The following is a 22,815-nucleotide window of genomic DNA, read 5'->3' on the forward strand; positions in this document are numbered from 1 at the left end:
CGTTAGACAGTTTATGAGAGATTTAAGTGTTTGCCGGATGGTGCCCGCGGGCAATCTTCATTCGAGCGATCTCACCGGGGGCGGCTAAGCGCGCAACAGGATGAACGATTTCACGCAATCGGTGGCGACGGCGCTCTCGCTGATCGCCAGCCTGGACGCTGAGCTGATCGGCATCGTCCTGCTGTCGTTGCGCGTCAGCCTGTCGGCGAGCCTGCTGGCGTTGCTGATCGGCGCCCCCCTCGGCATTCTACTCGCGATCAGCCGGTTTCGCGGCAGGCAAGCCACGATCGTGCTGGCGAATGCCATGCTCGGCCTGCCGCCGGTGGTGGTTGGGCTGGCGCTTTACCTCCTGCTGTCGCGTTCCGGGCCGCTCGGCTTTGCCGGGCTGCTGTTCACGCCGGGCGCCATGACTGTTGCACAGACGATCCTCGCCACGCCGATCGTGGTCGCACTCGTGCACCGTCCGGTCTCGCTGTTGTGGGCTGAATATTCCGACCTTATGCGCACCGATGGCCTGTCGCGCCTGCGCAGCATGGCGCTGCTGTCGGAGCTTGGCCGCGCCTCGTTCCTGACTGCGTTCCTGGCCGCCTTCGGGCGAGCCATCGCGGAAGTCGGCGCCATCATCATCGTCGGCGGCAACATCCGCGGCTACACCCGAACCATGACGACCGCGATCGCGCTGGAAACCAGCAAGGGCGAACTGCCGCTCGCGCTCGGGCTTGGCCTGATCCTGCTCGGCCTCAGCGTGACCGTGAGCACGGTCGCGTTCCTGCTAGTCGGACGCGTTGGGGAAAAATAGCTGCTGGCCGCCGACCTTGTAGTCGGCGATCACCTTCTGCCCGTCGGCAGAGATCAACCAGTCGACGAAGGCCTGCCCATCCTTGGCCTTCACGCTCGGGTGCTTGGCCGGATTGACGAGCATCACGCCATATTGGTTGAACAGGCGCCGATCTCCCTCGGTCAGGATCGCGAGGTCGCCGCGATTCTTGAACGACAGCCAGGTGCCACGATCCGAGAGCACATAGGCATTGTCGGATGCGGCCATGTTGAGCGCAGGCCCCATCCCCTGCCCGATCTCGCGATACCAGGGTCCCTTCGCCGTCGCTATATCGATGCCCGCCTCTTTCCATAGCCGCAATTCGGCCTGGTGCGTGCCGGAGCGGTCGCCGCGCGAGACGAAGATCGCCTTCGCGGCGGCGATCTTCTTCAGAGCTTCCGTGACGTCCTTGCCGCCCGCGATGTGCGCCGGATCGGTCTTCGGGCCGATCACCACGAAATCGTTGTACATGACCTCGTGGCGCTTGACGCCAAATCCTTCAGTCAGGAATTTCTCCTCCGCCGGGCGATCATGCACGAACACCACGTCGGCGTCGCCACGCCGCCCGATGTCGAGCGCCTGGCCGGTGCCGACCGCGACCACCTTGACACCGATCCCCGTCGCGGCCGTGAAACGCGGCAAAAGGAACCCGAACAGCCCGGACTGCTCGGTCGATGTCGTCGATGCCACGGTGATTGTGCGCTCCTGCGCGAACGCGCTGGAGATCGCGAGAAGCGTTGCGACCACGATTCGTGCGAGCATTTCCCTCACCTCCGTGAAGCCGGATGTCTGGAGACGTTCTACTTCATCTCAGCCGGCCCGACCATAAGCGAGGCGATCCGCCGCAGCGATCGGAGGCTTGGGGTTTACAATCAGGCCAAACTGCGCGACTCCCTCGTCGCACCGACATGTTTGGCGTTACAGGGAAAGTGGCAAGAAGCTGATGGATGCATTGACGATCTTCGGGCTGTTTGCCGTCACGATGATGCTCCTGTGCTATGCGGCCGAGGACCGCAGCCCGTGGTTCATCCTGGCTTTCGCCGTCGCCTGTGCGCTCGGCTCTGCTTACGGTTTCCTGCAGGGCGCCTGGCCGTTTGGCCTGGTCGAAGCGGTCTGGGCGGTCGTCGCATTGCGGCGCTGGATGCTCAAGCGGCTGCCCGCGAAAGCGTAACGTTATAGTATTCAATGATCTCGCGCATCGCAGCTTGAATCGGCGGCACGGCGGCGCTAACTAGCGCGGATGGACGCCCGCTTCGCCACACCGGATTCGCCGACCTGCAGGGCCACGTCGCGCCGCTGGCGCAGCCTGCTTGCCGGTTTGATTTCGCTCGCGCTGGTGCTGTCGTTCTTTCATTGTCCCTGCCTGGACTGCGAGGATCCGGTGTCGACGCTGTCGATCGTTCAACTCTCCGGTGATGGCACCAGCAAGGCTCCCAGCCATCCTGCGCCGATCCATTGCGACCACTGCCTGACTCACGTGTCGGCGGTCGCGACGCAGGAAGCTTCGGTGGCGATCGAATACATCCCGCACGCCTATCGCCTCCTCTCCATGCGTGCGCCGGAAACTGCCGAACCGACCTCCCCCTTCAAACCACCCCGCGCCTGACCTGATCCGATCGGCATGACCGATCATGCCGCGCTGCCGCCGGGCAGCGGGCACTGCTTGCAGGCATAGCAACGGCGCCGGGACAGACCTCCGCGCGCGGTGGGAAGGCGGATATGAAACGGACTCTTCTTTTCGTGGCCGGCATGATCGTCGGTGGCGGCCTGGCTATCATGACATGGTCGAATTGGCCGCTGTTGGGACCGCCTGCGCAGCAGGAGACGGCGACGACCGGAGCGGCAAAAGCCGAGAGCGAGGATCACGGGCCTGAGCACGTCGCGCTGAGCGATGAGCAGATCAGGGACGCCGGCATCACGCTGGCTCCGGTCGCAGGCGGAACGCTCAAACGCCATTTCCTGGCGCCCGGCTCGCTCATTCCCGATGCCGACCACATCGGTCGCGTTTCTGTTCGCGTGCTGGCGACAGTCGCCGAACTGCGCAAGCGCCTAGGCGACAGCGTCGAAAAAGGCGAGATCGTCGCCGTCATCGAAAGCCGCGAGGTCGCAGACGCCAAGAGCCAATACCTCGCCGCGCGGCTGACCAACGATCTGCAGCAGACGCTCTATAACAAGCAGAAAACGCTGGTCGAGAGCCGGGCCATGTCCGAAAACGAATTTCTGCGCAGCCAGCTCACCGCCAATGACGCCCGGATCAAGCTCGACGGCGCCAGGCAAAAACTGTTCGCGCTAGGGCTGTCGGAGAGCGAGATCGCCGACCTTCCAAACCAACCGCCGGAAAACCTTCGCGAACAGTATTTGCGTGCGCCGATTTCGGGCCGGGTCTCGGAGCGGCGCGTCGACCTTGGCGGGCTGATCGGCCGCGAAGGCCAGGAAAGCGAGCTGTTCGTCATCGTCAATCTCGATGACATCTGGGTCGATCTCGCGGTCTCCCCCGAAGACATCGCCGCGGTGCACGAGGGCGGGTTGGTCACGATCCGCGCCATCGGCAGCGACGATGAAGCGGTCGCGCGGGTGATCTTTGTGAGCCCCCTGCTCGATCGCGAGACCCGCAACGCCCGCGTCATCGCGACACTCCCAAACCGGGATCATCGATGGAGGCCCGGCACTTTCGTTACCGCGGAAGTGCCGCTCGGCGGTGAGCCCTCCAGGGTGATCGTCTCAAAGAAAGCGCTTCAGACCATCAGGGGCAACGCCACGATATTCGTACGTGACGCCGAAGGGTTTGAGGCGCGACAGGTGCGGACCGGTCGCGAAGATGATGACGACATCGAGATCGTGAGCGGCCTTGCGCCAGGAGAGACGATCGCGGTCGCCAATACGTTCACGCTCAAGGCCGAGCTGGAAAAGGCCGAGGCGGAGCACAGCCATGATTGAGGGTATCATCGGCTTCTCGATTCGCCGCCGCTGGGCGATCGTCGCGCTCTGCGCCATCGTCATGGCGCTCGGCGGCTTTGCGCTGACGAGGGTGCCGATCGACGCAGTGCCCGACATCACCAACAAGCAGGTGCAGATCAACACGACGGCTCACGCGCTGTCGCCGCTCGAAATCGAGAAGCAGATCACCTTTCCCGTCGAGACAGCGCTCGCCGGCGCGCCTGGCCTCGAGAGTACGCGCTCGCTGTCGCGCAACGGCTTTTCACAGGTGACTGCGGTCTTCAGCGAGGCCACCGACATCTACTTCGCGCGCCAGCAGATCATCGAACGCCTTGCCGAGGTCCGCGCACGCCTGCCGCAAGGCATCGAGCCGCGGATCGGCCCGATCTCGACCGGGCTGGGCGAAATCTACATGTGGAGCGTTCGCTTCGCCGACAAACCGGTCGAAGCCGACGGCGCGCCGGGTCTGCAGCGCGACGGCAGCTTTGTCACCAGCGACGGCGCACGGCTCAAGGGCGACATCGAGAAGAACGCCTATTTGCGCACGGTGCAGGACTGGATCATCAGGCCGCAGATCAAGACCGTTCCCGGCGTTGCCGGCGTCGATACGATCGGCGGCTATCTCAAGCAGTACCAGGTCCACCCGGATGCTGCGAAGCTGATCGCACTCGGCTTGACCTTTGCCGATGTTGCGAACGCGATTGAGACCAACAATGTCAGCCGCGGCGCGCGCTACATCGAAAGGAACGGCGAGGGTTTTGTCGTGCGCTCCGGCAGTCGCATCGTGAACATCGAGGAGCTCGGCGCCATCGTCGTCACCACGCGTGGCGGCGTTCCGGTGCGGGTCCGAGACATCGCCGCTGTCACGATCGGCGGCGAGAGCCGGACCGGCAGCGCCAGCGAGAACGGCCACGAGGTGGTGGTCGGTACGGCGCTGATGCTCATCGGCGCCAACAGTCGCACCGTGTCGTCGGCGGTCGACGCGCGACTGCGCGAGATCGCGCCGACGCTGCCGCCCGGCGTCGAGGTCAGGACCGTGCTCGACCGCACCCAGCTTGTTGATGCCACCATCGCCACCGTGGCGACGAACTTGAGCGAGGGTGCGCTCTTGGTCGTCGCCGTGTTGTTCGTGCTGCTCGGCAATTTCCGCGCGGCGCTGATCACCGCCCTCGTCATTCCCGTGGCGATGCTGATGACCGCCATCGGCATGTGGCAGGGCCGCATCAGCGCCAATCTGATGAGCCTGGGCGCGCTCGATTTCGGACTGATCGTCGATGGCGCCGTCATCATCACCGAGAACAGCCTGCGCCATCTGGCGGAGCGGCAGCGCGAGCTCGGGCGTCCCCTCTCCCGCGACGAGCGGCTGGCCACGGTGCGCGGCTCTGCGGTCGAGATGATCCGCCCGAGCCTCTACGGCCAGGCCATCATCCTCCTGGTTTACGTGCCGCTCCTCACCTTCACCGGCGTCGAAGGCAAGATGTTCACGCCGATGGCCGTGACCGTGATCCTGGCCTTGGCATCGGCATTCGTTCTGTCGCTGACGTCCGTTCCCGCGGCAATCGCCATTGCCGTCACCGGACGCGTTCAGGAGCATGAAAGCAGGCTGGTTGCTGCCTTGAAGCGCTTGTACCGGCCGCTGCTACGCTATGCGATTGCAGCCCCGCTTCCTGTGGTCGCAACGGCAGCCGTGCCGTTCGTCGCCGCCCTTGCGGGCTTCGCGCGCCTCGGGCAGGAGTTCATCCCGTCGCTTGACGAGAAGAATATCGCCATGCATGCGCTGCGGATTCCCAGCACCGCGCTGTCGCAATCGCAGGCAATGCAGCTTGCGGTCGAGAACGCCGTCAGCCGTCTGCCGCAGGTCGCCTTCGTCTTCTCCAAAACCGGCACGGCCGAGGTCGCGAGCGACCCGATGCCGCCGAACGCTTCCGACACCTTCATCATGCTCAAGCCGCGCGATCAATGGCCGGATCCTTCGCTGACGAAGGAGGAACTGGTTGAGCAGATTGCAAAGGCCGTCAATCGCGTTCCCGGAAACGTCTATGAGTTCACCCAGCCGATCCAGATGCGCTTCAACGAGCTTCTGGCCGGCGTTCGCGGTGACATCGCCATCAAGGTGTTCGGCGACGAGTTCGAGCCGATGCTGAAGGCGGCCAACGAAGTGGCTTCGGTCCTGCGCTCGGTGCATGGGGCGAGCGATGTGAAGGTGGAGCAGGCCGGCGGCCTACCCGTCCTCGACATCAGGGTCGACCGGGCTGCGATCGCGCGCCGCGGTCTGAGCGCGGCCGCGGTGCAGGATGTGATCGGCGCTGCGGTCGGAGGCCAGGAGGCGGGCGTCGTATTCGAGGGCGACCGCCGGTTCGACATTGTCGTAAGGCTGCCGGAAGGCCTGCGATCCGACCTCGAAGCGCTCGGCAACCTTCCCGTGGCGCTGCCAAAGGCGACGCCCAATGCGCCGGTCCAGAGCCTGCCGCTTAATCGATTGGCGCGATTCTCCTTCACCGAGGGACCGAACCAGATCAGCCGCGAGAACGGCAAGCGCCGCATCGTCATCACCGCCAATGTCCGCGGCCGCGACCTCGGCTCTGTCGTTGCCGAAGCCCAGGCCAAGGTCGGCCAGCAGGTCAAGCTGCCGCCCGGCTACTGGATGAACTGGGGCGGACAGTTCGAGAACCTGGCAGCGGCGCGACAGAGGCTCGGCGTCGTCGTGCCGGCCTGCTTTGCGTTGATCTTCCTGCTGCTGCTGGCGGCGACGCGTTCTGCGCGCGATGCACTGGTGGTGTTCAGCGCCGTGCCGCTCGCGCTCACCGGCGGCATCGCCGCGCTCTGGCTTCGCGGCATGCCGTTCTCGATCTCGGCGGCGGTCGGCTTCATCGCGCTGTCCGGCGTCGCCGTGCTGAACGGCCTTGTGATGCTGAGCCTGGTCCGCAAGCTCCATGAGGACGGCATGCCGCTGCGACAGGCGATCGAGAATGGCGCCCTCACCCGGCTTCGCCCGGTCGTGATGACCGCCCTCGTGGCGGCGCTCGGCTTCGTGCCGATGGCGTTCGCGACCGGCACGGGGGCGGAGGTGCAAAAGCCGCTGGCCACCGTCGTCATCGGCGGCCTAATCAGCGCCACCCTGCTGACGCTGGCCGTCCTCCCTGCGCTCTACGCACGGTTCGGGAGACGGGCTGAGCGGAGTGCACAGGCCCGTTCCTGTAACAATTCTGTCATACAGCAAAACTAAACGGGTGCGACGATCGATCGCAGGATGTTGCTTCTGACAGGGGGAAATGAAGATGCGCCGCACAATAACGTTGATATCGGCAGGCTTGATCACGCTCGCGGCCGGGGCCGCATCGGCGCAGAACAACACGCCACGTAACGTGATCCTGTTCATCCCCGACGGCCTGCGCTCCCGTATCGTCACCCCGCAGACGGCGCCGGCGATGGCCGACATCCGCGACAAGGGCGTCAACTTCAAGAACTCGCATTCACTGTTTCCGACCTTCACCATGGCCAACAGCTCGGCCCTGTCGACCGGCCATTATCTCGGCGACACCGGCACTTTCAGCAACACTATCTACACCGGCTATTCTTCGGCGCCCGCCGGCGACACCGTCGTCCCCTTCATCGAAAATGACGCGGTACTGGCCGACATCGACGACCATTTCAACGGCGACTATCTGAATGAAGAGACCATCCTGAAGATGGCGCGCGACAAGGGTTTCAGCACCGCGGCCATCGGCAAGGTCGGCCCGACGCTGCTGTTCGACCACACCGATCGCGGCAAGCACACCATCATCTTCGACGATTCCACCGGCGGCAAGAATGGCGTTCCCCTGTCCGACGAGGTGAAGGACGCCCTGACCAAAGCCAGCCTGCCGCTGACGACGCCGAGCCGCGGCGACAACGCCAAGGCCGGCGACGCCAAGACGCCCGGCACCACCGTCGCCAATGTCGCGCAGCAGGCCTATTTCGCCGACGTCGCCACCAAGGTCGTGCTGCCGATGTTCAAGGCGCGCAACAAGCCGTTCGTGCTGGTGTTCTGGTCGCGCGACCCGGATGGCAGCCAGCACAACACCGGCGACAGCCTCAACACCATCACGCCCGGCATCAACGGGCCGACCTCGATGGCCGGGATCAAAAACGCCGACGACAACCTCGCGCAGTTGCGCAAGGCGCTCGACGAACTCGGGCTTTCCGCCTCCACCAACATCATCGTCTCCGCCGACCACGGCTTCTCGACGATCTCGAAGGAGAGCAAAACCAGTCCCTCCGCCAAAATCTCCTACGACGACACGCCGAAGGATTTCCTGCCGATGGGCTTTGTCGCGATCGACCTCGCCAAGGCGATGAACCTGCCGCTGTTCGATCCCAACGACAAGAATGCCCGCGTCGCCGACAACGCCCATCCCAAGGCCGGCAATGGCGTGCTCGGCCAGGATCCCGCCAAGCCCGATGTTGTCGTGGCGACCAATGGCGGATCGGACCTGATCTATCTGCCGAACCGGGACAAGAAGCTCACTGAGCGCATCGTCAAGGCGCTGCTGGAGCAGGACTATGTCAGCGGCCTCTTCATCGATGACCGGCTCGGGCGCTTCCCCGGCACGCTGCCGATCTCCCAGCTCAATCTGCGGGGCAAGGCGGTGACGCCGACGCCGTCGATCGTGGTGAATTTCCGCTCCTGGTCGTCGGGCTGCGAGGAGCCGACCAATTGCTCGGTCCAGGTCGCCGACACGATCCTGCGTCAGGGCCAGGGCATGCACGGCAGCTTCAGCCGCGGCGACACGCTGAACTTCATGGCGGCGATCGGACCCGACTTCAAATCCGGCTACGTCGATCCCCTTCCCGTCAGCAACGCCGATGTCGGCATGACCATCGCCAGGCTGCTGGACCTGCGCACCAGCGCCAATGGCGGGTTGCAGGGCCGGGTGATGTCGGAAGCGATCCCGAACGGCATCGTCCCGAAGATGGCCGACGGCACCATCACCTCGAAGCCGGCGGCCAACGGGCTCCGCACCGTCATCAAATTCCAGCGCGTGCTGTCGACCCGCTATTTCGACGTCGCGGGTTTTCCCGGCCGGACGCTGGGGCTCGACGCTGAAACCGGCAAACAGAAAACGGCGGGGAAATAGCCCCGCCGTCGGTTACTCCTTGTCGACATCGGCTGGCTTACACCAGCCCGATATCGAACACATTCGGCAGTTGCACCAGCGGCAGCGCCGCGGCGCCAACCAGGGTGGCGACCATCGCGGCGAGCGCGTGGCTGGTGCGGCGCTTGCCACGCATCTGGCTCGCGATCCACTCCAGCACCTTGGTGTCGATATTGGCGGCGTGCGCCGGCGCCCAACTCTCGATGTCGGTATCCGGTGACAGCGCCACATTGCGCGGCGGCACCGGCAGGCCGGACATCGAGGCGGCGTGATGGGCGACCGCCTTGGCCAGCAGGTCGTCGAAACGGCCGTCGTCGCTGCGCTCAGCCGCGGCTTCGTTGATCTCGAACAGCGCCGCGACCTCCTCCCGGCTCACCGGCTGGTGCGCGACGGCGGAGGCGGTCAGGATGCGCGCGCACCAGGCGGCGTCGTCGGCATCGAGCGCTCGGGAAAAGTGGATGCGGCCCTTGGTGGTGGGGCCTTCGCCGGTGATCACGCCATCGCGTACGATGGTCAGGGCATGGGCGGCAGTCTTACGGCAGGACGGTTGCAGGGCGACCACATCGGTCGCCTCGATACTAGGGGCAGACATAGCGAGACTTCTCAGTTCCTTATTCCAATCCAGCATTTCCATGCCGGCGTAAACGAGTGGTTACCGATTCGAAACCAGCGTTCTGACATTTGTACATAGTTGCCAATTGGTCGCTGTGACGGCTCTCACGGTTCGCGCCTATTAGCAGATCGGATCCGGGACATGGGGGACCATAAAAGGCAATTCCACGGCAATCCGTGGTCTTGCGGGCGTTATGGGTTTTTTCGCCGCAGGCAATCCCATCAAAAGAAGTTGCTCGGGGTTCCGTCACAAAAGAGAATGATTTCACCTTTTGGCTACAGTGGTTCACTTAAGCCCTTGCAGCGCCTATACTCTCCTGCGCACCAGAACAACAAATTCTTTAGCCACTTCAATAGCATGAGGCAAAACCATGACACTTCCCATTGGCGCTACCGCCCCTGATTTCGAAGCCGAAACCACCGAGGGCAAAATTAAATTCCATGACTGGATCGGCAATAGCTGGGCGCTGCTGTTCTCGCACCCCAAGGACTTCACCCCGGTCTGCACCACTGAGCTCGGCGTGCTCGCCAAGCTGAAACCGGAATTCGACAAGCGCGGCGTCAAGCTGATGGGCCTCTCTGTCGATCCCGTCGACCGCCACGCCAAATGGTCGGAGGACATCAAGGAGACCCAGGGTGCCGCGCCGAACTATCCGATGATCGCCGACACCGACTTCAACGTCTCCAAGCTCTACGAGATGCTGCCCGCCTCGACCTCGGGCGATCCCCTCACCCGCACGCCGGCGGACAACCAGACCGTCCGCAACGTCTTCATCATCGGCCCGGACAAGAAGATCAAGCTGGTGCTGGTCTATCCGATGACCACCGGCCGCAACTTCCAGGAGATACTGCGCGTCATCGACTCGTTGCAGCTCACCGCCAAGCATCGCGTCGCGACGCCGGCCGACTGGAAGCAGGGCGAGGACGTCATCATCGCGGGCTCCGTCAGCGACGACGAGGCCAAGACGATCTACCCAAAGGGCTGGAAGGCACCGAAGCCCTATATCCGCATTGTCGAGCAGCCGAAGTAAGACGTCGCGCCATCGATATTCGACCATCATGCCCCGGCCTTGTGCCGGGCATGATGGAGCTGTCCCGGGCTGCATTTCTCCCACCCGATTGCCCTCCCCGCGCAAGCCAGCGCCGCCGCTTCCGCGCGAGCGCGCCTTTGCCACCTACGCCGAAGTGCGCATGTGCAAATGACGACATCGATTTGACGCTTTCAAGAATCCCGCTATCGTTGTGCTCTCGTTCAACTGTTGGGGGATGACATGGACGACGACAAGCCCGCAATCAATCAGGTGACCGACACGCTCGGCGCCGCCGCAACCGCCACCGCCGAAGCCGCCACGACGGCCGTGAAGAAGGTGCGAAGGGCCGCCAAGAAGGTGGCGAAGAAGGTAGCACCGGCCAAGAAGAAGAAAGCAACGAAGACCAAGAAGGCTGGCAAGAAGGCCGCCAAGAAGTCGGCAAAGAAAGCCAAGAAGGCGCCGACGAAAACCGCCAAGAAAAAGAAGAAAGCCAAGAAAGCGAAGCGCTGAGCCTGCGCACGTTGCACCGCTGTCGTCCCGTCGAAAGACGGGACCCATAACCACAGGGAGTTGTTGTGGCGCGAGCAAGTGGTTGCAGCGGAGCGCATCACAAAGGCCTGTGGTTATGGGTCCCGGGTCAAGCCCGGGACGACGCGGGGAAAGACCACGATTCAAATTTCAAACAGCGTGAGGACGTGAACTCGCGTTCTCGCGACGCGTTGCGCCCGAGCTTTGCGTCTCGTTTCACCCTCTCATCGAACAGAGGGCGCAGGGAAAGCCGGGTGCCGGTTGCACCCGTGGGCCCCGTGCAACAAAAAGCACGGGGGTAGGACCACAGGTCAACCGAAGCAACTCCGGCTTTCCCTGCGCGATGGTTTACGGCTTACTTCGTGCTCTCCCCGGTGACCGGGCTTTCTTGCCACCGTCGCCTCACGGATCATCTCCGCAAGACTTAGCGCCAGCGTCGGGGCGCCAGAACCACACGACTTCGCCGTCCGCAGATGTCACGCTCGTCAGTCGTGATATCAGCGTCCACCGCATCTCACCGCAACGTTCGTGACGATCGCGAGCCGCCCCTCATTTGGGTGAGACGCGCGGATTAATAGTGCTGATTTGCCCGACGACGGAAGCGGAATGTTTTTCGCGCGAGGACTGGACAGGGCAAATCACTTTGGAATCACTAGCGAATTTTTCTCCGCCGTCATTCCGGGGCGCGCCTAGCGCGAGCCCGGAATCCATCGAGCCGCAGGCGCGAACGGTGAAATGGATTCCGGGCTCGCCGCTTCGCGCCGCCGCGGAATGACGGCGGCAGTGCGGCTGAGACGCGCCGCGGAATGACGACTGAGGCTGGGGTGAGACGAACGGCCGAAACCCAGCGGCCCTACCACTCTTCCGGACAGGGATCGACGATCTTCCAGAGTTCGATGCCGTTCTTGATCTTCTTCATTTCGGTCGTCAGCCCGCCGTTGCGGCGGATCCAGTCCTTCACCGTCTGCGGGTAATAGGACATCAGGTCGGAGGTGCCATCGAGGCTCGTGACCTTGATGCCGAAGGTGAAGGCCTTGTCGTAATAGGCCTGGTGAAAACCGACGCTCGCCCTGGGCGTGACGCAGATCTTGTTCATCGGCACGATGCCGAACACCAAGGTACAGGCGGAATTGCAGATGCCGTCGATGATGACGCGCTCGCCGCGGTCGCGGATGCGCTTGTACTTGGCCTTGTACTCGTCGACATAGCCGCCATGGTCACGCGTGATATGCAGGACGGCGCGCGCCGGCGCCACGGCGAGAGCAAGGAAAAACAGGGCAAGAAGCGTGATGCGCATGAACAATGTGCGGGTAGCCTTGGTGGCCTCAAACGGAGCCGGCTGTAGCCCAGACCAGACCCCAAGACTCTGGCCGGACTGTGTTGGGAAACTGTTAAGCATCCACATGGGCCAAAAATTGACGTGATGTTTTTCCCTCCAAACCGCGCTAAAAGAAGGGCCGGATCGGCCAGAATCGCCCGGCTGACCCTGGAGACATACAATGCCCAGACTGAAGTTTTTCGCCGCCGCGGCGGTGCTTGTCGCCATGGCCGCCGCCCCAAGCGTGGCCGACGCCCGCCACTACCGCCATCATCACCGGCAGCACACCTGGCACCTGCCCTATCAGATCAGCTACCTCCACAATTACGGCCCCGGCGCGACACCCGGTACCTTCGCCTATTACGATGGCCCGGCGACCGTAAAATGCCGCCAGAGCGCCTCCGCCTATATCGGCCAGGACGGCCGCCGGCATCCCTGCTTCTGAAGCCGAACCGGGCGGGACGACGTGCGCAGAGCACCCTTCCCGCTCTCCCCCGCTGGCCGTTCCGCCTCAACTCTGATAATCGACGCGGACGGCACGCGCTCGTAGCTCAGCTGGATAGAGCATCGGATTTCGATTCCGAGGGTCGGGAGTTCGAATCTCTCCGAGCGCGCCAGTGATTTCAGATACTTAGCTGAACTAATCGATCTTTACCGTATTGCGCCTACTGCGCCCAATTCGACTGTAATTTCAATGGCTCAACTCGACTCGTCGCGTCTCGGCGCAACACGGGGCGCAAGATGTACTGACTACTTGATCGGACCGCGAATTCCGATTTGCGTGCTCGTGGACGTAAAGGTGATCCCGGCATTGGTGAACGCGCGTCGGACTTTTTCAAGCGCTTCTTCGCGAGCACTGACGCGCCAATGACCCGACACTGCGCGCGGCTCGACCTTCTCAATTTCCTGAACGGTGGAAATGCCGACGTCCGCGGCCTCCGCCAGATCGGCAATCGTCCATTTCAGAAAGGCTCGCGCTGCTCGAACCTGAGCACCGGTTATTTGCATCTCTACGCACTCCATTACTGGCCCGCATTGAACTTTCGTCCAAACATATCGTCAACGGAAAAAGTTGACGTATAGCCAACAAATATCGTTGACGATGGTAAATATTGCCGTAAACTCAATCGCGATCGGACGAGATTGAGTCCGCTTAGCAAAGGAAAACGCGATGAAGACGGATAAGGAATTCACGACGCGGGCGCTCACGGCGATGGCGCAAGAGATGGTCAACGCAAAAAGCGCTTTTGAGCGCTCGTTCACCATTTTCGAGACGCTCGCCAAGGAACACGGCATCAAAATGCCGGAGCCGTCGGCTGATTGATCGTGCAAAATCTAGACTCCGGGCGTGCGAGGCTACCTGCGGGCAGCCTTGCGAGCCTCGCGCTCGGCTTCCCATTCTTTCCACGCTTTCTCCGCAAGGTCTTCCGGAGATTCCTTATGTGGGTAACGTGACGCCGCAATACGCGGCCGCTTCCTTGCCGGAGATGAGGCGAGGTTCGATCGTCATCGTCGCTGTCTCGCCTTTGGCTCGACGCGGGAAGCTTGAATCATTGCCCACATATCGGCCTGCGTCGAAAGGAAAACCTTGCCCGGCCTGTAGACCTTCAGCTTTCCCTTCCTCGCCAGGCGCTTGAGTGACTCAGCGGTCATTCCGCATCCGACGAGTTGAGCGAGTTCATCGAGCGTTTTGAACGTCTCGTCCGACCAGTCTATTGCATTCGAATCAGCCATGAGCTTAAGATAGCAGAGTCGAAAATTTCTCGCTTAAGTTGACTGTCAACATAAATGTTGCGAGCGGATCCCATCGCCTATCCTCCGCGCGGCATGCGTCGCGAAGAAGCAGCTCGCTACGTTGGCGTGGGTGTGAGCAAGTTTGATGAGATGGTGGCTGATGGTCGCATGCCGCGTCCGAAGCGTGTGGATGGTCGGGTGATCTGGGACCGTTTGCGGCTCGACGCAGCGTTCACCGACTTAGGCGAGGAAAAGACGAACCCGCTTGATCGGATGTTCGCTGGAGAAAAGTGAGCGATACCCATGGATCCGATGCCGCTTTATCCAGGCGAAGCACAGATCGCCGTTGCCGTGCTCGGACCGAAGCGAGCCAAGCAGTGGCGTTCGATCGCGAAATTCCTTGAGGAAAAGGACGGGCTACCCCGCATCGATAAGCAAATGGGCGGGTCGGTACTGGCCGGCTGTCGAATTCTATTTCCGACAGCGCAACAGCATGCACTTGTTGCCCCAAAGGCCCGTCGCCAGTCACATAACGATCGTGCCAACGCCGGACGTCCTTAATCGGGACGGTAGCCGGCGCTGACGAACTCACGCATTTGGACCACATCGATTTCAGGGGGCACAATCAATGCGGTATTTTCTGCTCTTGCTGACACTGTCGGCGGCACCTGCATCAGCATGGACCGTCACTCACGAGCGCGACCGGATGACCGACAAGCAATTGACATGGGCGAGCGCGATCAGTGGCGACGCTACGTTGCTGGTGGGTTGTTTAAATGGCGAAGTGCAGCCGCGACTGACATGGAATCAACGGATCGGATGGGGCGACGTCAGCGTAACTTATCGCTTCGACGACGGTCCGGTGAACTCACATTTCGCCATGGTCAGCCAAGACGGCCGAGCGCTGTACATCTGGTTGAACACCTACAATGAAGCGATGGCGAAGCTGCGCAGGGGGAAACGCCTGCGCGTGCAGCTCGGGCAAGCGTTTTATGATTTCGACTTGGCGAAAGGTGACTCGATACCAACAATCAAGTGCGGGTAGTCCAAAATGTGAATTGCAGCCGCCGGAGCGCGCAGTGGCGCAACACTCCGGCGATGGTTCACGCGTCGCTACCCAATCCTAACCGCTGTGATCGTGCAGTCTTTACCGTTGCCGCTGCTGTTCGCGCTGATTGCGGTGCTGGAGGTAATGGTGGGGTTTCGAGCCTGAATGCGAATATTCCCTGCGGGGTTGGCAATCACCGCGCTGAGCGAGAGAGACGAACGATAGAAATTGTTGTTCAGGCCCAGAGTGGATATGACTCCGCTGGCATAGGTGGTCGTTCCGTCCGTTAAGCGAACATGCATGTCCGCAGCAGTACTCGAAACTGATTGTACGGTGATGGTCCCGGTAGCCAACCATGTCCCAACGGTCCCGACATTCACGCTCGGGCCATCGAAATAATTCGAAGCGTTATTGAGGGCTACATCCGACGCCAAAGAATTGCTGAACGAGATTGTACCGCCGTCTCCAATTCGAAGCGTTATTGAGGGCTACATCCGACGCCAAAGAATTGCTGAACGAGATTGTACCGCCGATCAGTCTCCACGCGCTCCATGCGCCACCCTGACAAACGCGTGTGAACGTATAACCTGTCGTGAGACCAGTTGCTCTTTGCGCGAAGTCCCCAGCGACGAAGGCGGCCATGCTTTGGACTTCGATCATCCAATAGTCGTCAACGCCCGGACCATTGATGGACGAAGTATCGACTGTAAAATACGTACCCGGATCGGTTAGCAAATTGAGGTTCTGAGATCCGGCGCACTGAATTGCCTGCCGAATGCCGAGATTGAGACGCGCGTCATTCGCAACAGACGTATACTCTGAAAGCTTGTTCGCCGCCGTTACGTCGCCAGTGCCGGTGTTTCCGCGAGGGATTGTGAAATCGAAAACCGCGGCCGATGACGTGCCCGAATTGGTGACTGATGCACTGGATCCCGGCGCACCAGTCGTCACGGTGCCGACCGAAACGGTTGCAGCCGCACCATCGGTGCCGTCTGTACCGGGGTCACCCTTCGCCGCGAGCACCTGCCAATAAGTCGCGTTGGGAGGCGCGTGCCCCGACGCTGGCGTCTCGTTGATCCACACATAGGACGAGCCGCCCGCACTGGCGACGTCGCCGACGCTATAAGTTCGATCGTTGTCGTATGGGCCCGTGATATTGAAGCCCTTGTAGATACCCTGAAACACCCACACGCCACCGGTCTTGAGCCACAGCTTTTTCGTGGACGCCTGAAAAGCGAATTGGTCCTCGCGACCGAGTGACGGATCCGGTGCGGTCGCGTCAGGGTCGACGAAGACGTAAAGCCCCTTGGTCCGCAGACCGGAGAAAACAGCAGCCGTGTCGACCATGGCATCGCCGCCGGCGGAGCGCCGCACGGACGTTTGGAGAATGGCGTACGTGCCGGCCGCCACATTGGCGAATGGCCAGGGCAGGACGGTAAGATGCGTCGCGTTGACCACGTCAATGATCGTGACCGTATTGCCGGCGATGACGATCGAGTCGCCGGGCTTCGCATTCGGATTTGACCAGTTCGCTCCGCCGGCGCCGACGATCTCGGTGTCACCGTTGGCGACGGAAACGGTACCAGTGGAATAGATATCAACAGCAGCCATTTACGCAAAATTCCTATGTTCGGGCCATGTCTGTTCGAAAGCGTCGACGTAGGCCAGATATTGCCGGCCTATTCGGCGCCAGAGAGGATCGTTGTCGGCGATCATGCTTCGCGCCGACATTCGCATCGCTTCCGGATCTTTGGGCCAAAAGGCGACGATGCTGTTTAGGTCGCGCCCGTCCGCAGCAGCCATCTTAAATTCTTCGGCGGCGCGCCGACCGTTTTCGCGGCCGATTTCTTCGCTCTTGGTGTCCACGTCGGTCATGCTGCGTCGCCTTTTTCAAAACTGTTACAGGGGCGGGACTCATAGGATCCAAATCCCGCCCCTGCTCTCGGAGCGTGGGAAGACCACTCCGAGACTCCCGTACCCCTACGGGATCACGCGAACATCGACGGCTTTGTACTTGCCGCGGTCGGCTTGGTAGACCGATTCGAATTCGACGCGCTGCGATACCTGCAGCATGCTCACACCGACCAATCCCGTAGCGTGCACGAAGATGTCAGGTCCATTGCCATCGGGACGAATGAATCCATAGCCCTTCACGTCGTCGTAAAAGTTAACTTTTCCGGTAGCCACGTTCGTTCCTCTCGTGTTGGGCCAACGCCAATTGCAAAATTCTTCCGCGCTCACGTCTTCGGCGTATCGACGGCGCCAGGTCGTAACGGTAGTCACAGCGAGCGCCCCGCTCTGGCTTTCTTGACCGCCGCAACCACTTGACCAGGGAGCGCAGCGTCGCGCGCCGCCAATTCCTGACGCAGCATGGCGATCGTCCGCTCGTCAGCGTTGCCTTGAATGACGATGCTCGTGTCACCGGTGCGGACCGTCATGCCGTCCCCGCCGTCCGCTCGCGGCGAGAACCTTGCGCCACCGTCGACCAGGCCACCGTCGGCATAGCCGCGCATGCGATCGAGGTTGCGCACACCGATGCGGCGCGTGCTCACGGCATCCATCACATATTCGCCCTTGTGGACGACGCCGGCCGGCTCGTACTTGCCACCGAAACCGGTGAAGCCACCGCTGGCGAATCCCGGTCCGAAGAACGCGCCGCCTGTGTTGTTTGCCAGGGTGCTTGCCGATGCCGCCTGTGCGGATACACCGCTGCCACCGAATAGCCCCGACAAGAGCCCGCCGCCCGAGCCGCCGAAGGCAGCGCCCCAGAGGTTTTGCGACGCCATGTCCGCGAGCCTACTGGCGATCGAGCTAAGGGCGCTCACTCCGGCTTGTTTGAACGCGTCCCACGCCTTTGAGCCGTTGGCGATGGCTCCCGTGAACGTTTGAATTGGGCCTTGGACCAGGGCGCCGTAGGCAAAGCGCAGATTGTCCGCGTTCTGCGCGGCCTGCCCGAGCGCGCCCGCTTCCTTCTGAATTGCGGCGAGTTGGTCCGGGCGAAGTGTATTGCCTTTGGCCAGCTCGGTGTTAATGCGTTGCTGCACGGCCGCATATTCGGCTGCGGCGCCGACGGACATTCCGACCGTGGCAGCGTCGACACGAAAGGCGTCGGCTTGCTGGCGGATCGCGAGAGTACCGAGCGCGGTCTGCTTGGCGTAATCCGAAACACGCTTGACGTCGGCATCGGTTATCAGACTGCCGGGTTGCAGCCGCGCGGCCTTGATGGAAAGTTCGCTGCCGCGAATCTGTTCGTCGATTGTGACCACTTGCCCGAGCACACCGAGTCGCTGCTGCTCCAGTTGAATCTGGCGCTGCAGCGCGTCCTTGTCGATGGTGCCGCCGTTCGGTTTCGGCGCGGTCGTCCCGCCGTTGATCATGACGCGCGTAGGCGCTTGACCTTGGCCACTAAGGTTTGCACCGGTCCCATACAAGCCGACGCCGATGCCGGCGGCACCGCCGGCGATCATACCTACAGGGCCGGCAAGCGCACCACCGAGGGCGCCAGCGCCGCCGAGCGCGAGCACCGCTAACCATGGTGGAACCGTCATGTTGGCGAGCGAGTCGGCGGAGTTCAGGGCAAACGCCTTGATGTAATTCGTGGCCTTCGTCGTCGCCTTGTTCCACTCGTCGTCGAATTTGCGGGCAGACGCGACGAGCTTGCCTTCAGCCGATGCGTTGAATTTGACCGCCTCTTCGGTCGCCGCGCGAATGCCGTCCTTGCCCTGCGACAAGAGCCGCACCCAATCCATCGTTGCGGGCAAGCCCATCTGTTGCAGCAACACAAGACGTTGCTGGTCGCTTCTGGCGTTTTTGATCAGATCCGCGGCGGCTTCGAGATATCCGTTGGTGTCCTTGGCCGATTTGCCATTGGCCGCCATGACTTCGGCAAGGCCGCCCATTGCGTGTTGGGCCTCGTAGACCTGCGCGCCGAACTGCTGCATGCCCTTGAAAAAATCATTCTGGCCAATACCCTTGAATGCGGCCGCCTGTTGCAAGGCGTGCAGTCGATCCGTGGTGACACCGATCGAGCGGGACACGTCGTCGAATTGCTTGCCGCTGTCCGCAAGGCTCTTGATCGCGAGCCCGCCGCCGATGGCCAGGGCGCCGAGCCCGCCCACGAGCAAGCGCGCTGGCGTCAACACACTGGCGATGCCGCCGGCGATCTGCTTGAGCGAACCGCCGACGGTCCCGGTCTTGCTCGAACCGTAAATGTCGGCAATCTGCGCGCCCTGTTGCGCGAAAACAGTGAAAAGCGATTGACCACCGGCGAGCGACACGCCGACATCCTGCAATTGCCTGCTCAAATTTATGAGTTCGTGACGCGCCAAGCCGCCGGACTTGGTGATCTTGTCCAGGCCTGCGGCGGCATCGCTCGCCGGCTTGTTGAATGAGCGGCCGCTTTCTTGCCCGTACTGTTTTACAGCTTGACTGAGCTTGTCGACGCCGGCAGCGGCGGGCTTTGCAGCGGCGGCCAGATCGTCGAGTGCCTTCACCCCGGCCACAATGGGCCGGGAGTCCAGGGCCAAACCTAACGTCGCAATATCCACCGGCGCGCTCCCTCTGCGTATTACCGTTACGCTTCGTCGTCGGTTTTCGGCGGGCGGCCGCCATTGGCCAACAGATTGAGATAGTCGCGCAGTGGTTCGGCCAGATCGACGACGCCAGCTTCGTAAAGCTGCTGTTCGACCTCATTCGTCGATTTGGCCGCACCCGCCAGTGCTGCCAATGAGATTTCCATTTGGCTTTTGCCAAGGCCGATCGAGACGATTTGCGCCATCGACGTCAAATCGATTGCGGTCACCCGCTGATGTGCCGCGGACAAACCGCCGAAAATGTTGCTCACGGTTTTCGCCGCGACAGTGGAAACGTTCAACTCGATCGACTTGGAGCCAAGGGCGAGAGAAAATTTGGTAACGGGTTCGGACACGTGATTTCCTTTTGTGTGGTGGAGAATATTCGCTCTGCCGACGTAGACGGAGCGAAAGCGGATCGTTTCAGGTCATGCTTTTTTTGATGAACTCAATGTCCCCGCGGTGACGAGCTGCTTCGATTTGCGCGATGTCATCGCGAATTTTGTCGAGCTTTTCCGCCGATACCTCGGATCGCAGGTGATCCATCAGCTTCTCAACCGAGAGGTCGGGATCTTCCTTCCTGCGCTTCTCCTGTTCGCGCAGGATTTCCTCTTTGTGCTCGATTTCTACTGGCTCTACCGCGCTTGCGCGCCACCCGGCGAAATCGACACGATCCAGCACGCCAATTTCGCTTGCGAACTGCGCTTCGACGAAATTCAAATCCTGTTCCGCCTTATCCAGTACCGTGGACGCCTCGCGGATTTCTTTCATCGTCTCGGGTACGGCCTCATTGATCAATCGCTCTCGCAACGTCCTCTGTTGCAACTCTGAAACGCCGCTCAAGATGGCCGGAGCACGAACGATCGCCGCGACGATTGACGACGGGAGTTCTGCGAAATTGATTTTGTTCCCCATCTGCCGAACGAAGGCTCGCGCCTCAACGTCCAACGCAGCGCCAACGGCGTCGTTCTTGTCCAGGGGCGGCAACGACAGCACCTGCTTTTGCAGGTTGTCTCGGATGCTGCGCAGATTGAGCCGCTCCCGATGAATCACGCGAAAAGGGCCGACTTGAAAATCGTTCAATCCCGCATTGATCGTCTGTAGTTGCTTGGTCTTGCCGACTTCGGTCAGGTCCGTGTTTTTCCTCACTGCGTCCGCGTTTTTCTTCACCTCGGCAATTTTGCCTTTTGAGGTTTCGATCGAGGCGCGCGCGACTGCAAGAGAATCGCTCACTTTTTTACGGATGTCGTCTGCTTTCTTCTTCACGGTTCGACTCTCTGCTTTCGGCTGATTTCTCTTTTGTGGATGCTACGGCGCGAGATTTTACGAAGCGGTCGCGGTGGCAGGCGGCGCCACGACCTCACCCGCTGCAACCGCTGCGTCGATGACGGCCTGCGCCTTCGATAGATCGATCGCGCTCACGTCCACGCCGGTCGCCGCCAGGTTGGTCTTTTTCTGCGCGTACTTGTCGAGGATCCTGTAAACGTCGGCCGCGAAGCCCGGCACCTGACCTTCATTGCTGCGGGCCGTAATTTCCCATTTCAATTGCGCACTGACCAATTCGTGATTGAAGCCGCGATTGATACGTTCGACGTCAGTCATGAGTTCTCCGTAAATTGCGACATCCCGCATGGGGACGACGGCACGTTTTGGTGCCGGCGGATCCGCATAGCGAGCGTCAGGTTTTCCGAAGTAATATTTGCCGCCCATGGCGCGATTTCCTCGTTGCTGTGATCAAGCCGCAACCGTTTGCTGACGCGCGGCAATACGCGCAGCGATCCATTGATCGATTTCGGATTCGATCCAGGCGATGCGAGCGTGTGAGATTGTGACGCGCGACGGAAACTTGCCTGCGCGCTCTAGGCGCAAAAGCTGCGCCTTCGAAAGATCGATGCCCTTAGATGCGAGGGCTTCAAAGGAAATGAGAGTCTGCGACATGGCGGTCTCATTCGAAGCTCGCCGCAAATAAAAAAGGCCGGGCGAGCGCTTGTTGCGTTCGTTCCCGACCGTCCCGGTCAAGTGTCGGCCATCCCGGCCCCAATGGCCACATTCGGCCACGGTCGCAATGATTAGATCAAAGATATTAATAGAAAACTAATGCGCGTCAGTGTTGCGAGCTAGCGCTCATTGGGGATCAGATATCCACAAGATCGCGACGGCGGCGGGGTTCCGTACCTCGCACAACCGGCGATAGTATCGACGCATGGAATACGTCCGTTTTGCGGTAAAATTTGCAGCCTTGGCGCTGATCTGCACGCTTGTCGGCGGGTACATTTTCCTCGTCTACAGCGGCGATCTTCCTAAGCCTGACGTTGACGCCTTTCTAAGGCAAGTCGCGCCACCGCTCGCAAGCGGTGGATCGGCGATCGTCGCGGTGGCCATATTACTCTGCTTCTTTTTGACTGCTATTGCACCGCTCATTTACGCCGCCCGGTCCGGCGATTTCTTCACCGTCATCGTCAGCCTCGTTGCACTGGTCGTGTGCTTCGCCATGCTGGTCTACAGTCGGACCGTGATCGATATGGTGCTTGCCGCGATTGTCTATTTCACGAGTGCGTTCATATCGGTGATCATGTACTCGACCAATCGAATATCAGAGGCGATTTCGAAGGCTGATAGCGACGAATTATTGCAGCGCCCAATCGCTGAACGTCAATTTCGGTAGTCACCACCGCCGGTCGGGAAAGTGAACAAGTGAGCGACGAGGCAAAGGGATTTTGGGGCGGCATTTTCCGCCTCGCTCATGATTTAAAGCACCCGGTGGTCGACACTTTCGTGCTCGCATTCTTCACCGTGGGAACGATGATACTCATGTTTTCAATAATGCCCATCTTGGGCGGGGTGATGCGCATGGCGACGGGATTTATGTCGGGCGATCTCGCGATCCAGTCCATCTGGCGAGATTGCCTGGACATCAAGCAAGTCGGAAATCGCGCTTACAAGATCAATCAATGTAAGGGCACAATCGAGCCCCTGAACAAAGACGACGATGAGGATTGAACTCAAACTTGGGGTCGCAACGGCGGTCATGTTTTTCCTATCAACCGCCGCAACATTGGCGGACGAGGGGCAATGCATCTACGC

At 61.3% G+C, this 22,815-nt stretch carries 27 protein-coding genes and 1 tRNA gene; 16 read left to right on the forward strand and 12 right to left on the reverse strand.

From position 1 onward, the window contains the following. Positions 1 to 100 precede the first annotated feature (100 nt). A complete protein-coding gene (locus ACVJGD_RS10285; protein WP_456634244.1) occupies positions 101 to 799 on the forward strand; it encodes an ABC transporter permease in 699 nt (232 codons plus the stop codon). Here the strand turns inward: ACVJGD_RS10285 and ACVJGD_RS10290 are convergent. Next, complete coding sequence (locus ACVJGD_RS10290) at positions 773 to 1,579, reverse strand: substrate-binding domain-containing protein (protein WP_456634245.1); 807 nt, start codon at positions 1,577 to 1,579, stop codon at positions 773 to 775. The genes ACVJGD_RS10285 and ACVJGD_RS10290 overlap by 27 nt on opposite strands. 181 nt (positions 1,580 to 1,760) lie before the next feature. Between ACVJGD_RS10290 and ACVJGD_RS10295 the strand changes: the two genes are divergently transcribed. From ACVJGD_RS10295 to ACVJGD_RS10315, 5 genes are all read left to right on the forward strand, one after another. Beyond that, positions 1,761 to 1,988 carry a hypothetical protein gene (locus tag ACVJGD_RS10295; protein WP_456634246.1) on the forward strand — a complete coding sequence of 76 codons (228 nt, stop codon included), beginning with the start codon at positions 1,761 to 1,763 and terminating at the stop codon, positions 1,986 to 1,988. A gap of 69 nt (positions 1,989 to 2,057) precedes the next feature. Continuing rightward, positions 2,058 to 2,423, forward strand: coding sequence for a hypothetical protein (locus tag ACVJGD_RS10300; RefSeq protein WP_456634247.1), 366 nt, complete (start codon positions 2,058 to 2,060; stop codon positions 2,421 to 2,423). A 113-nt stretch (positions 2,424 to 2,536) separates the two neighbouring features. Then, on the forward strand, positions 2,537 to 3,754 hold the full coding sequence (locus ACVJGD_RS10305) for an efflux RND transporter periplasmic adaptor subunit (RefSeq protein WP_456634248.1): 1,218 nt from the start codon (positions 2,537 to 2,539) through the stop codon (positions 3,752 to 3,754). Next, positions 3,747 to 6,980, forward strand: coding sequence for an efflux RND transporter permease subunit (locus ACVJGD_RS10310; protein ID WP_456634249.1), 3,234 nt, complete (start codon positions 3,747 to 3,749; stop codon positions 6,978 to 6,980). The genes ACVJGD_RS10305 and ACVJGD_RS10310 overlap by 8 nt, the downstream gene beginning before the upstream one ends. A 52-nt stretch (positions 6,981 to 7,032) precedes the next feature. Then, positions 7,033 to 8,871: an alkaline phosphatase family protein gene (locus ACVJGD_RS10315; RefSeq protein ID WP_456634250.1), complete on the forward strand. Its 1,839-nt coding sequence runs from the start codon at positions 7,033 to 7,035 to the stop codon at positions 8,869 to 8,871. A 37-nt stretch (positions 8,872 to 8,908) separates the two neighbouring features. Here the strand turns inward: ACVJGD_RS10315 and ACVJGD_RS10320 are convergent, their stop codons facing one another. Further along, positions 8,909 to 9,481 (reverse strand): hypothetical protein, encoded by a 573-nt coding sequence (locus tag ACVJGD_RS10320; protein ID WP_456634251.1) that lies wholly within the window; start codon positions 9,479 to 9,481, stop codon positions 8,909 to 8,911. A 391-nt stretch (positions 9,482 to 9,872) separates the two neighbouring features. On the opposite strand from ACVJGD_RS10320, the gene ACVJGD_RS10325 reads away from it, so the two are divergent. Further along, entirely contained in the window at positions 9,873 to 10,532 is a 660-nt protein-coding gene (locus ACVJGD_RS10325; RefSeq protein WP_456634252.1) for a peroxiredoxin, read from the forward strand. 240 nt (positions 10,533 to 10,772) lie between these two features. After that, positions 10,773 to 11,042, forward strand: a complete 270-nt coding sequence (locus ACVJGD_RS10330) for a hypothetical protein (protein ID WP_456634253.1) — start codon at positions 10,773 to 10,775, stop codon at positions 11,040 to 11,042. A gap of 871 nt (positions 11,043 to 11,913) precedes the next feature. Here the strand turns inward: ACVJGD_RS10330 and ACVJGD_RS10335 are convergent. After that, positions 11,914 to 12,357 carry a hypothetical protein gene (locus ACVJGD_RS10335; protein WP_456634254.1) on the reverse strand — a complete coding sequence of 148 codons (444 nt, stop codon included), beginning with the start codon at positions 12,355 to 12,357 and terminating at the stop codon, positions 11,914 to 11,916. Between the two features lie 202 nt (positions 12,358 to 12,559). Here ACVJGD_RS10335 and ACVJGD_RS10340 point away from each other — a divergent pair, with 202 nt between their 5' ends. Beyond that, positions 12,560 to 12,823, forward strand: a complete 264-nt coding sequence (locus ACVJGD_RS10340; RefSeq protein WP_456634255.1) for a hypothetical protein — start codon at positions 12,560 to 12,562, stop codon at positions 12,821 to 12,823. A gap of 95 nt (positions 12,824 to 12,918) precedes the next feature. Then, a tRNA-Arg gene (locus tag ACVJGD_RS10345) sits at positions 12,919 to 12,995 on the forward strand. Between the two features lie 133 nt (positions 12,996 to 13,128). On the opposite strand, the gene ACVJGD_RS10350 is transcribed toward ACVJGD_RS10345, so the two are convergent. Further along, positions 13,129 to 13,401, reverse strand: a complete 273-nt coding sequence (locus ACVJGD_RS10350) for a transcriptional regulator (RefSeq protein WP_456634256.1) — start codon at positions 13,399 to 13,401, stop codon at positions 13,129 to 13,131. Between the two features lie 148 nt (positions 13,402 to 13,549). Between ACVJGD_RS10350 and ACVJGD_RS10355 the strand changes: the two genes are divergently transcribed. From ACVJGD_RS10355 to ACVJGD_RS10370, 4 genes are all read left to right on the forward strand, one after another. Continuing rightward, entirely contained in the window at positions 13,550 to 13,702 is a 153-nt protein-coding gene (locus tag ACVJGD_RS10355) for a hypothetical protein (protein WP_456634257.1), read from the forward strand. Between the two features lie 464 nt (positions 13,703 to 14,166). Continuing rightward, on the forward strand, positions 14,167 to 14,406 hold the full coding sequence (locus ACVJGD_RS10360; protein ID WP_456634258.1) for a helix-turn-helix transcriptional regulator: 240 nt from the start codon (positions 14,167 to 14,169) through the stop codon (positions 14,404 to 14,406). Positions 14,407 to 14,415: 9 nt separating this feature from the next. Beyond that, positions 14,416 to 14,673: a hypothetical protein gene (locus ACVJGD_RS10365; RefSeq protein WP_456634259.1), complete on the forward strand. Its 258-nt coding sequence runs from the start codon at positions 14,416 to 14,418 to the stop codon at positions 14,671 to 14,673. A 67-nt stretch (positions 14,674 to 14,740) separates the two neighbouring features. Continuing rightward, on the forward strand, positions 14,741 to 15,157 hold the full coding sequence (locus ACVJGD_RS10370) for a hypothetical protein (protein ID WP_456634260.1): 417 nt from the start codon (positions 14,741 to 14,743) through the stop codon (positions 15,155 to 15,157). A gap of 411 nt (positions 15,158 to 15,568) precedes the next feature. On the opposite strand, the gene ACVJGD_RS10375 is transcribed toward ACVJGD_RS10370, so the two are convergent. The 8 genes from ACVJGD_RS10375 to ACVJGD_RS10410 all read right to left on the reverse strand — a co-directional run bounded on the left by ACVJGD_RS10375 (position 15,569) and on the right by ACVJGD_RS10410 (position 21,750). After that, positions 15,569 to 16,771, reverse strand: coding sequence for a pyocin knob domain-containing protein (locus ACVJGD_RS10375; protein ID WP_456634261.1), 1,203 nt, complete (start codon positions 16,769 to 16,771; stop codon positions 15,569 to 15,571). Continuing rightward, entirely contained in the window at positions 16,772 to 17,035 is a 264-nt protein-coding gene (locus ACVJGD_RS10380) for a hypothetical protein (RefSeq protein WP_456634262.1), read from the reverse strand. A 105-nt stretch (positions 17,036 to 17,140) separates the two neighbouring features. Next, on the reverse strand, positions 17,141 to 17,347 hold the full coding sequence (locus ACVJGD_RS10385) for a cold-shock protein (RefSeq protein ID WP_456634263.1): 207 nt from the start codon (positions 17,345 to 17,347) through the stop codon (positions 17,141 to 17,143). A 92-nt stretch (positions 17,348 to 17,439) separates the two neighbouring features. Continuing rightward, positions 17,440 to 19,707: a phage tail length tape measure family protein gene (locus ACVJGD_RS10390; RefSeq protein ID WP_456634264.1), complete on the reverse strand. Its 2,268-nt coding sequence runs from the start codon at positions 19,705 to 19,707 to the stop codon at positions 17,440 to 17,442. A gap of 26 nt (positions 19,708 to 19,733) precedes the next feature. After that, positions 19,734 to 20,087, reverse strand: coding sequence for a hypothetical protein (locus tag ACVJGD_RS10395; protein ID WP_456634265.1), 354 nt, complete (start codon positions 20,085 to 20,087; stop codon positions 19,734 to 19,736). A gap of 67 nt (positions 20,088 to 20,154) precedes the next feature. Beyond that, positions 20,155 to 20,997, reverse strand: coding sequence for a hypothetical protein (locus ACVJGD_RS10400; protein ID WP_456634266.1), 843 nt, complete (start codon positions 20,995 to 20,997; stop codon positions 20,155 to 20,157). Positions 20,998 to 21,054: 57 nt separating this feature from the next. Continuing rightward, positions 21,055 to 21,441, reverse strand: coding sequence for a hypothetical protein (locus ACVJGD_RS10405; protein WP_456634267.1), 387 nt, complete (start codon positions 21,439 to 21,441; stop codon positions 21,055 to 21,057). 24 nt (positions 21,442 to 21,465) lie between these two features. Continuing rightward, on the reverse strand, positions 21,466 to 21,750 hold the full coding sequence (locus ACVJGD_RS10410; RefSeq protein WP_456634268.1) for a helix-turn-helix transcriptional regulator: 285 nt from the start codon (positions 21,748 to 21,750) through the stop codon (positions 21,466 to 21,468). Between the two features lie 184 nt (positions 21,751 to 21,934). Here ACVJGD_RS10410 and ACVJGD_RS10415 point away from each other — a divergent pair, with 184 nt between their 5' ends. Continuing rightward, positions 21,935 to 22,396 carry a hypothetical protein gene (locus ACVJGD_RS10415; protein WP_456634269.1) on the forward strand — a complete coding sequence of 154 codons (462 nt, stop codon included), beginning with the start codon at positions 21,935 to 21,937 and terminating at the stop codon, positions 22,394 to 22,396. A 29-nt stretch (positions 22,397 to 22,425) separates the two neighbouring features. Then, complete coding sequence (locus ACVJGD_RS10420; protein WP_456634270.1) at positions 22,426 to 22,731, forward strand: hypothetical protein; 306 nt, start codon at positions 22,426 to 22,428, stop codon at positions 22,729 to 22,731. The last annotated feature ends 84 nt before the right edge of the window (positions 22,732 to 22,815 follow it).

The organism is Bradyrhizobium sp. USDA 10063 (assembly GCF_054063735.1).

What these genes read in the sequence shown, in the direction of transcription:
- ACVJGD_RS10350 (WP_456634256.1), bottom strand. Translation starts at nt 13,401, where the DNA reads ATGGAGTGCGTAGAGATGCAAATAACCGGTGCTCAGGTTCGAGCAGCG.
- ACVJGD_RS10375 (WP_456634261.1), bottom strand. Translation starts at nt 16,771, where the DNA reads ATGGCTGCTGTTGATATCTATTCCACTGGTACCGTTTCCGTCGCCAAC.
- ACVJGD_RS10380 (WP_456634262.1), bottom strand. Translation starts at nt 17,035, where the DNA reads ATGACCGACGTGGACACCAAGAGCGAAGAAATCGGCCGCGAAAACGGT.
- ACVJGD_RS10310 (WP_456634249.1), top strand. Translation starts at nt 3,747, where the DNA reads ATGATTGAGGGTATCATCGGCTTCTCGATTCGCCGCCGCTGGGCGATC.
- ACVJGD_RS10315 (WP_456634250.1), top strand. Translation starts at nt 7,033, where the DNA reads ATGCGCCGCACAATAACGTTGATATCGGCAGGCTTGATCACGCTCGCG.
- ACVJGD_RS10325 (WP_456634252.1), top strand. Translation starts at nt 9,873, where the DNA reads ATGACACTTCCCATTGGCGCTACCGCCCCTGATTTCGAAGCCGAAACC.
- ACVJGD_RS10320 (WP_456634251.1), bottom strand. Translation starts at nt 9,481, where the DNA reads ATGTCTGCCCCTAGTATCGAGGCGACCGATGTGGTCGCCCTGCAACCG.
- ACVJGD_RS10330 (WP_456634253.1), top strand. Translation starts at nt 10,773, where the DNA reads ATGGACGACGACAAGCCCGCAATCAATCAGGTGACCGACACGCTCGGC.
- ACVJGD_RS10300 (WP_456634247.1), top strand. Translation starts at nt 2,058, where the DNA reads ATGGACGCCCGCTTCGCCACACCGGATTCGCCGACCTGCAGGGCCACG.
- ACVJGD_RS10415 (WP_456634269.1), top strand. Translation starts at nt 21,935, where the DNA reads ATGGAATACGTCCGTTTTGCGGTAAAATTTGCAGCCTTGGCGCTGATC.
- ACVJGD_RS10405 (WP_456634267.1), bottom strand. Translation starts at nt 21,441, where the DNA reads ATGGGCGGCAAATATTACTTCGGAAAACCTGACGCTCGCTATGCGGAT.
- ACVJGD_RS10365 (WP_456634259.1), top strand. Translation starts at nt 14,416, where the DNA reads ATGGATCCGATGCCGCTTTATCCAGGCGAAGCACAGATCGCCGTTGCC.
- ACVJGD_RS10305 (WP_456634248.1), top strand. Translation starts at nt 2,537, where the DNA reads ATGAAACGGACTCTTCTTTTCGTGGCCGGCATGATCGTCGGTGGCGGC.
- ACVJGD_RS10355 (WP_456634257.1), top strand. Translation starts at nt 13,550, where the DNA reads ATGAAGACGGATAAGGAATTCACGACGCGGGCGCTCACGGCGATGGCG.
- ACVJGD_RS10360 (WP_456634258.1), top strand. Translation starts at nt 14,167, where the DNA reads ATGTTGCGAGCGGATCCCATCGCCTATCCTCCGCGCGGCATGCGTCGC.
- ACVJGD_RS10285 (WP_456634244.1), top strand. Translation starts at nt 101, where the DNA reads ATGAACGATTTCACGCAATCGGTGGCGACGGCGCTCTCGCTGATCGCC.
- ACVJGD_RS10290 (WP_456634245.1), bottom strand. Translation starts at nt 1,579, where the DNA reads ATGCTCGCACGAATCGTGGTCGCAACGCTTCTCGCGATCTCCAGCGCG.
- ACVJGD_RS10335 (WP_456634254.1), bottom strand. Translation starts at nt 12,357, where the DNA reads ATGCGCATCACGCTTCTTGCCCTGTTTTTCCTTGCTCTCGCCGTGGCG.
- ACVJGD_RS10370 (WP_456634260.1), top strand. Translation starts at nt 14,741, where the DNA reads ATGCGGTATTTTCTGCTCTTGCTGACACTGTCGGCGGCACCTGCATCA.
- ACVJGD_RS10340 (WP_456634255.1), top strand. Translation starts at nt 12,560, where the DNA reads ATGCCCAGACTGAAGTTTTTCGCCGCCGCGGCGGTGCTTGTCGCCATG.
- ACVJGD_RS10295 (WP_456634246.1), top strand. Translation starts at nt 1,761, where the DNA reads ATGGATGCATTGACGATCTTCGGGCTGTTTGCCGTCACGATGATGCTC.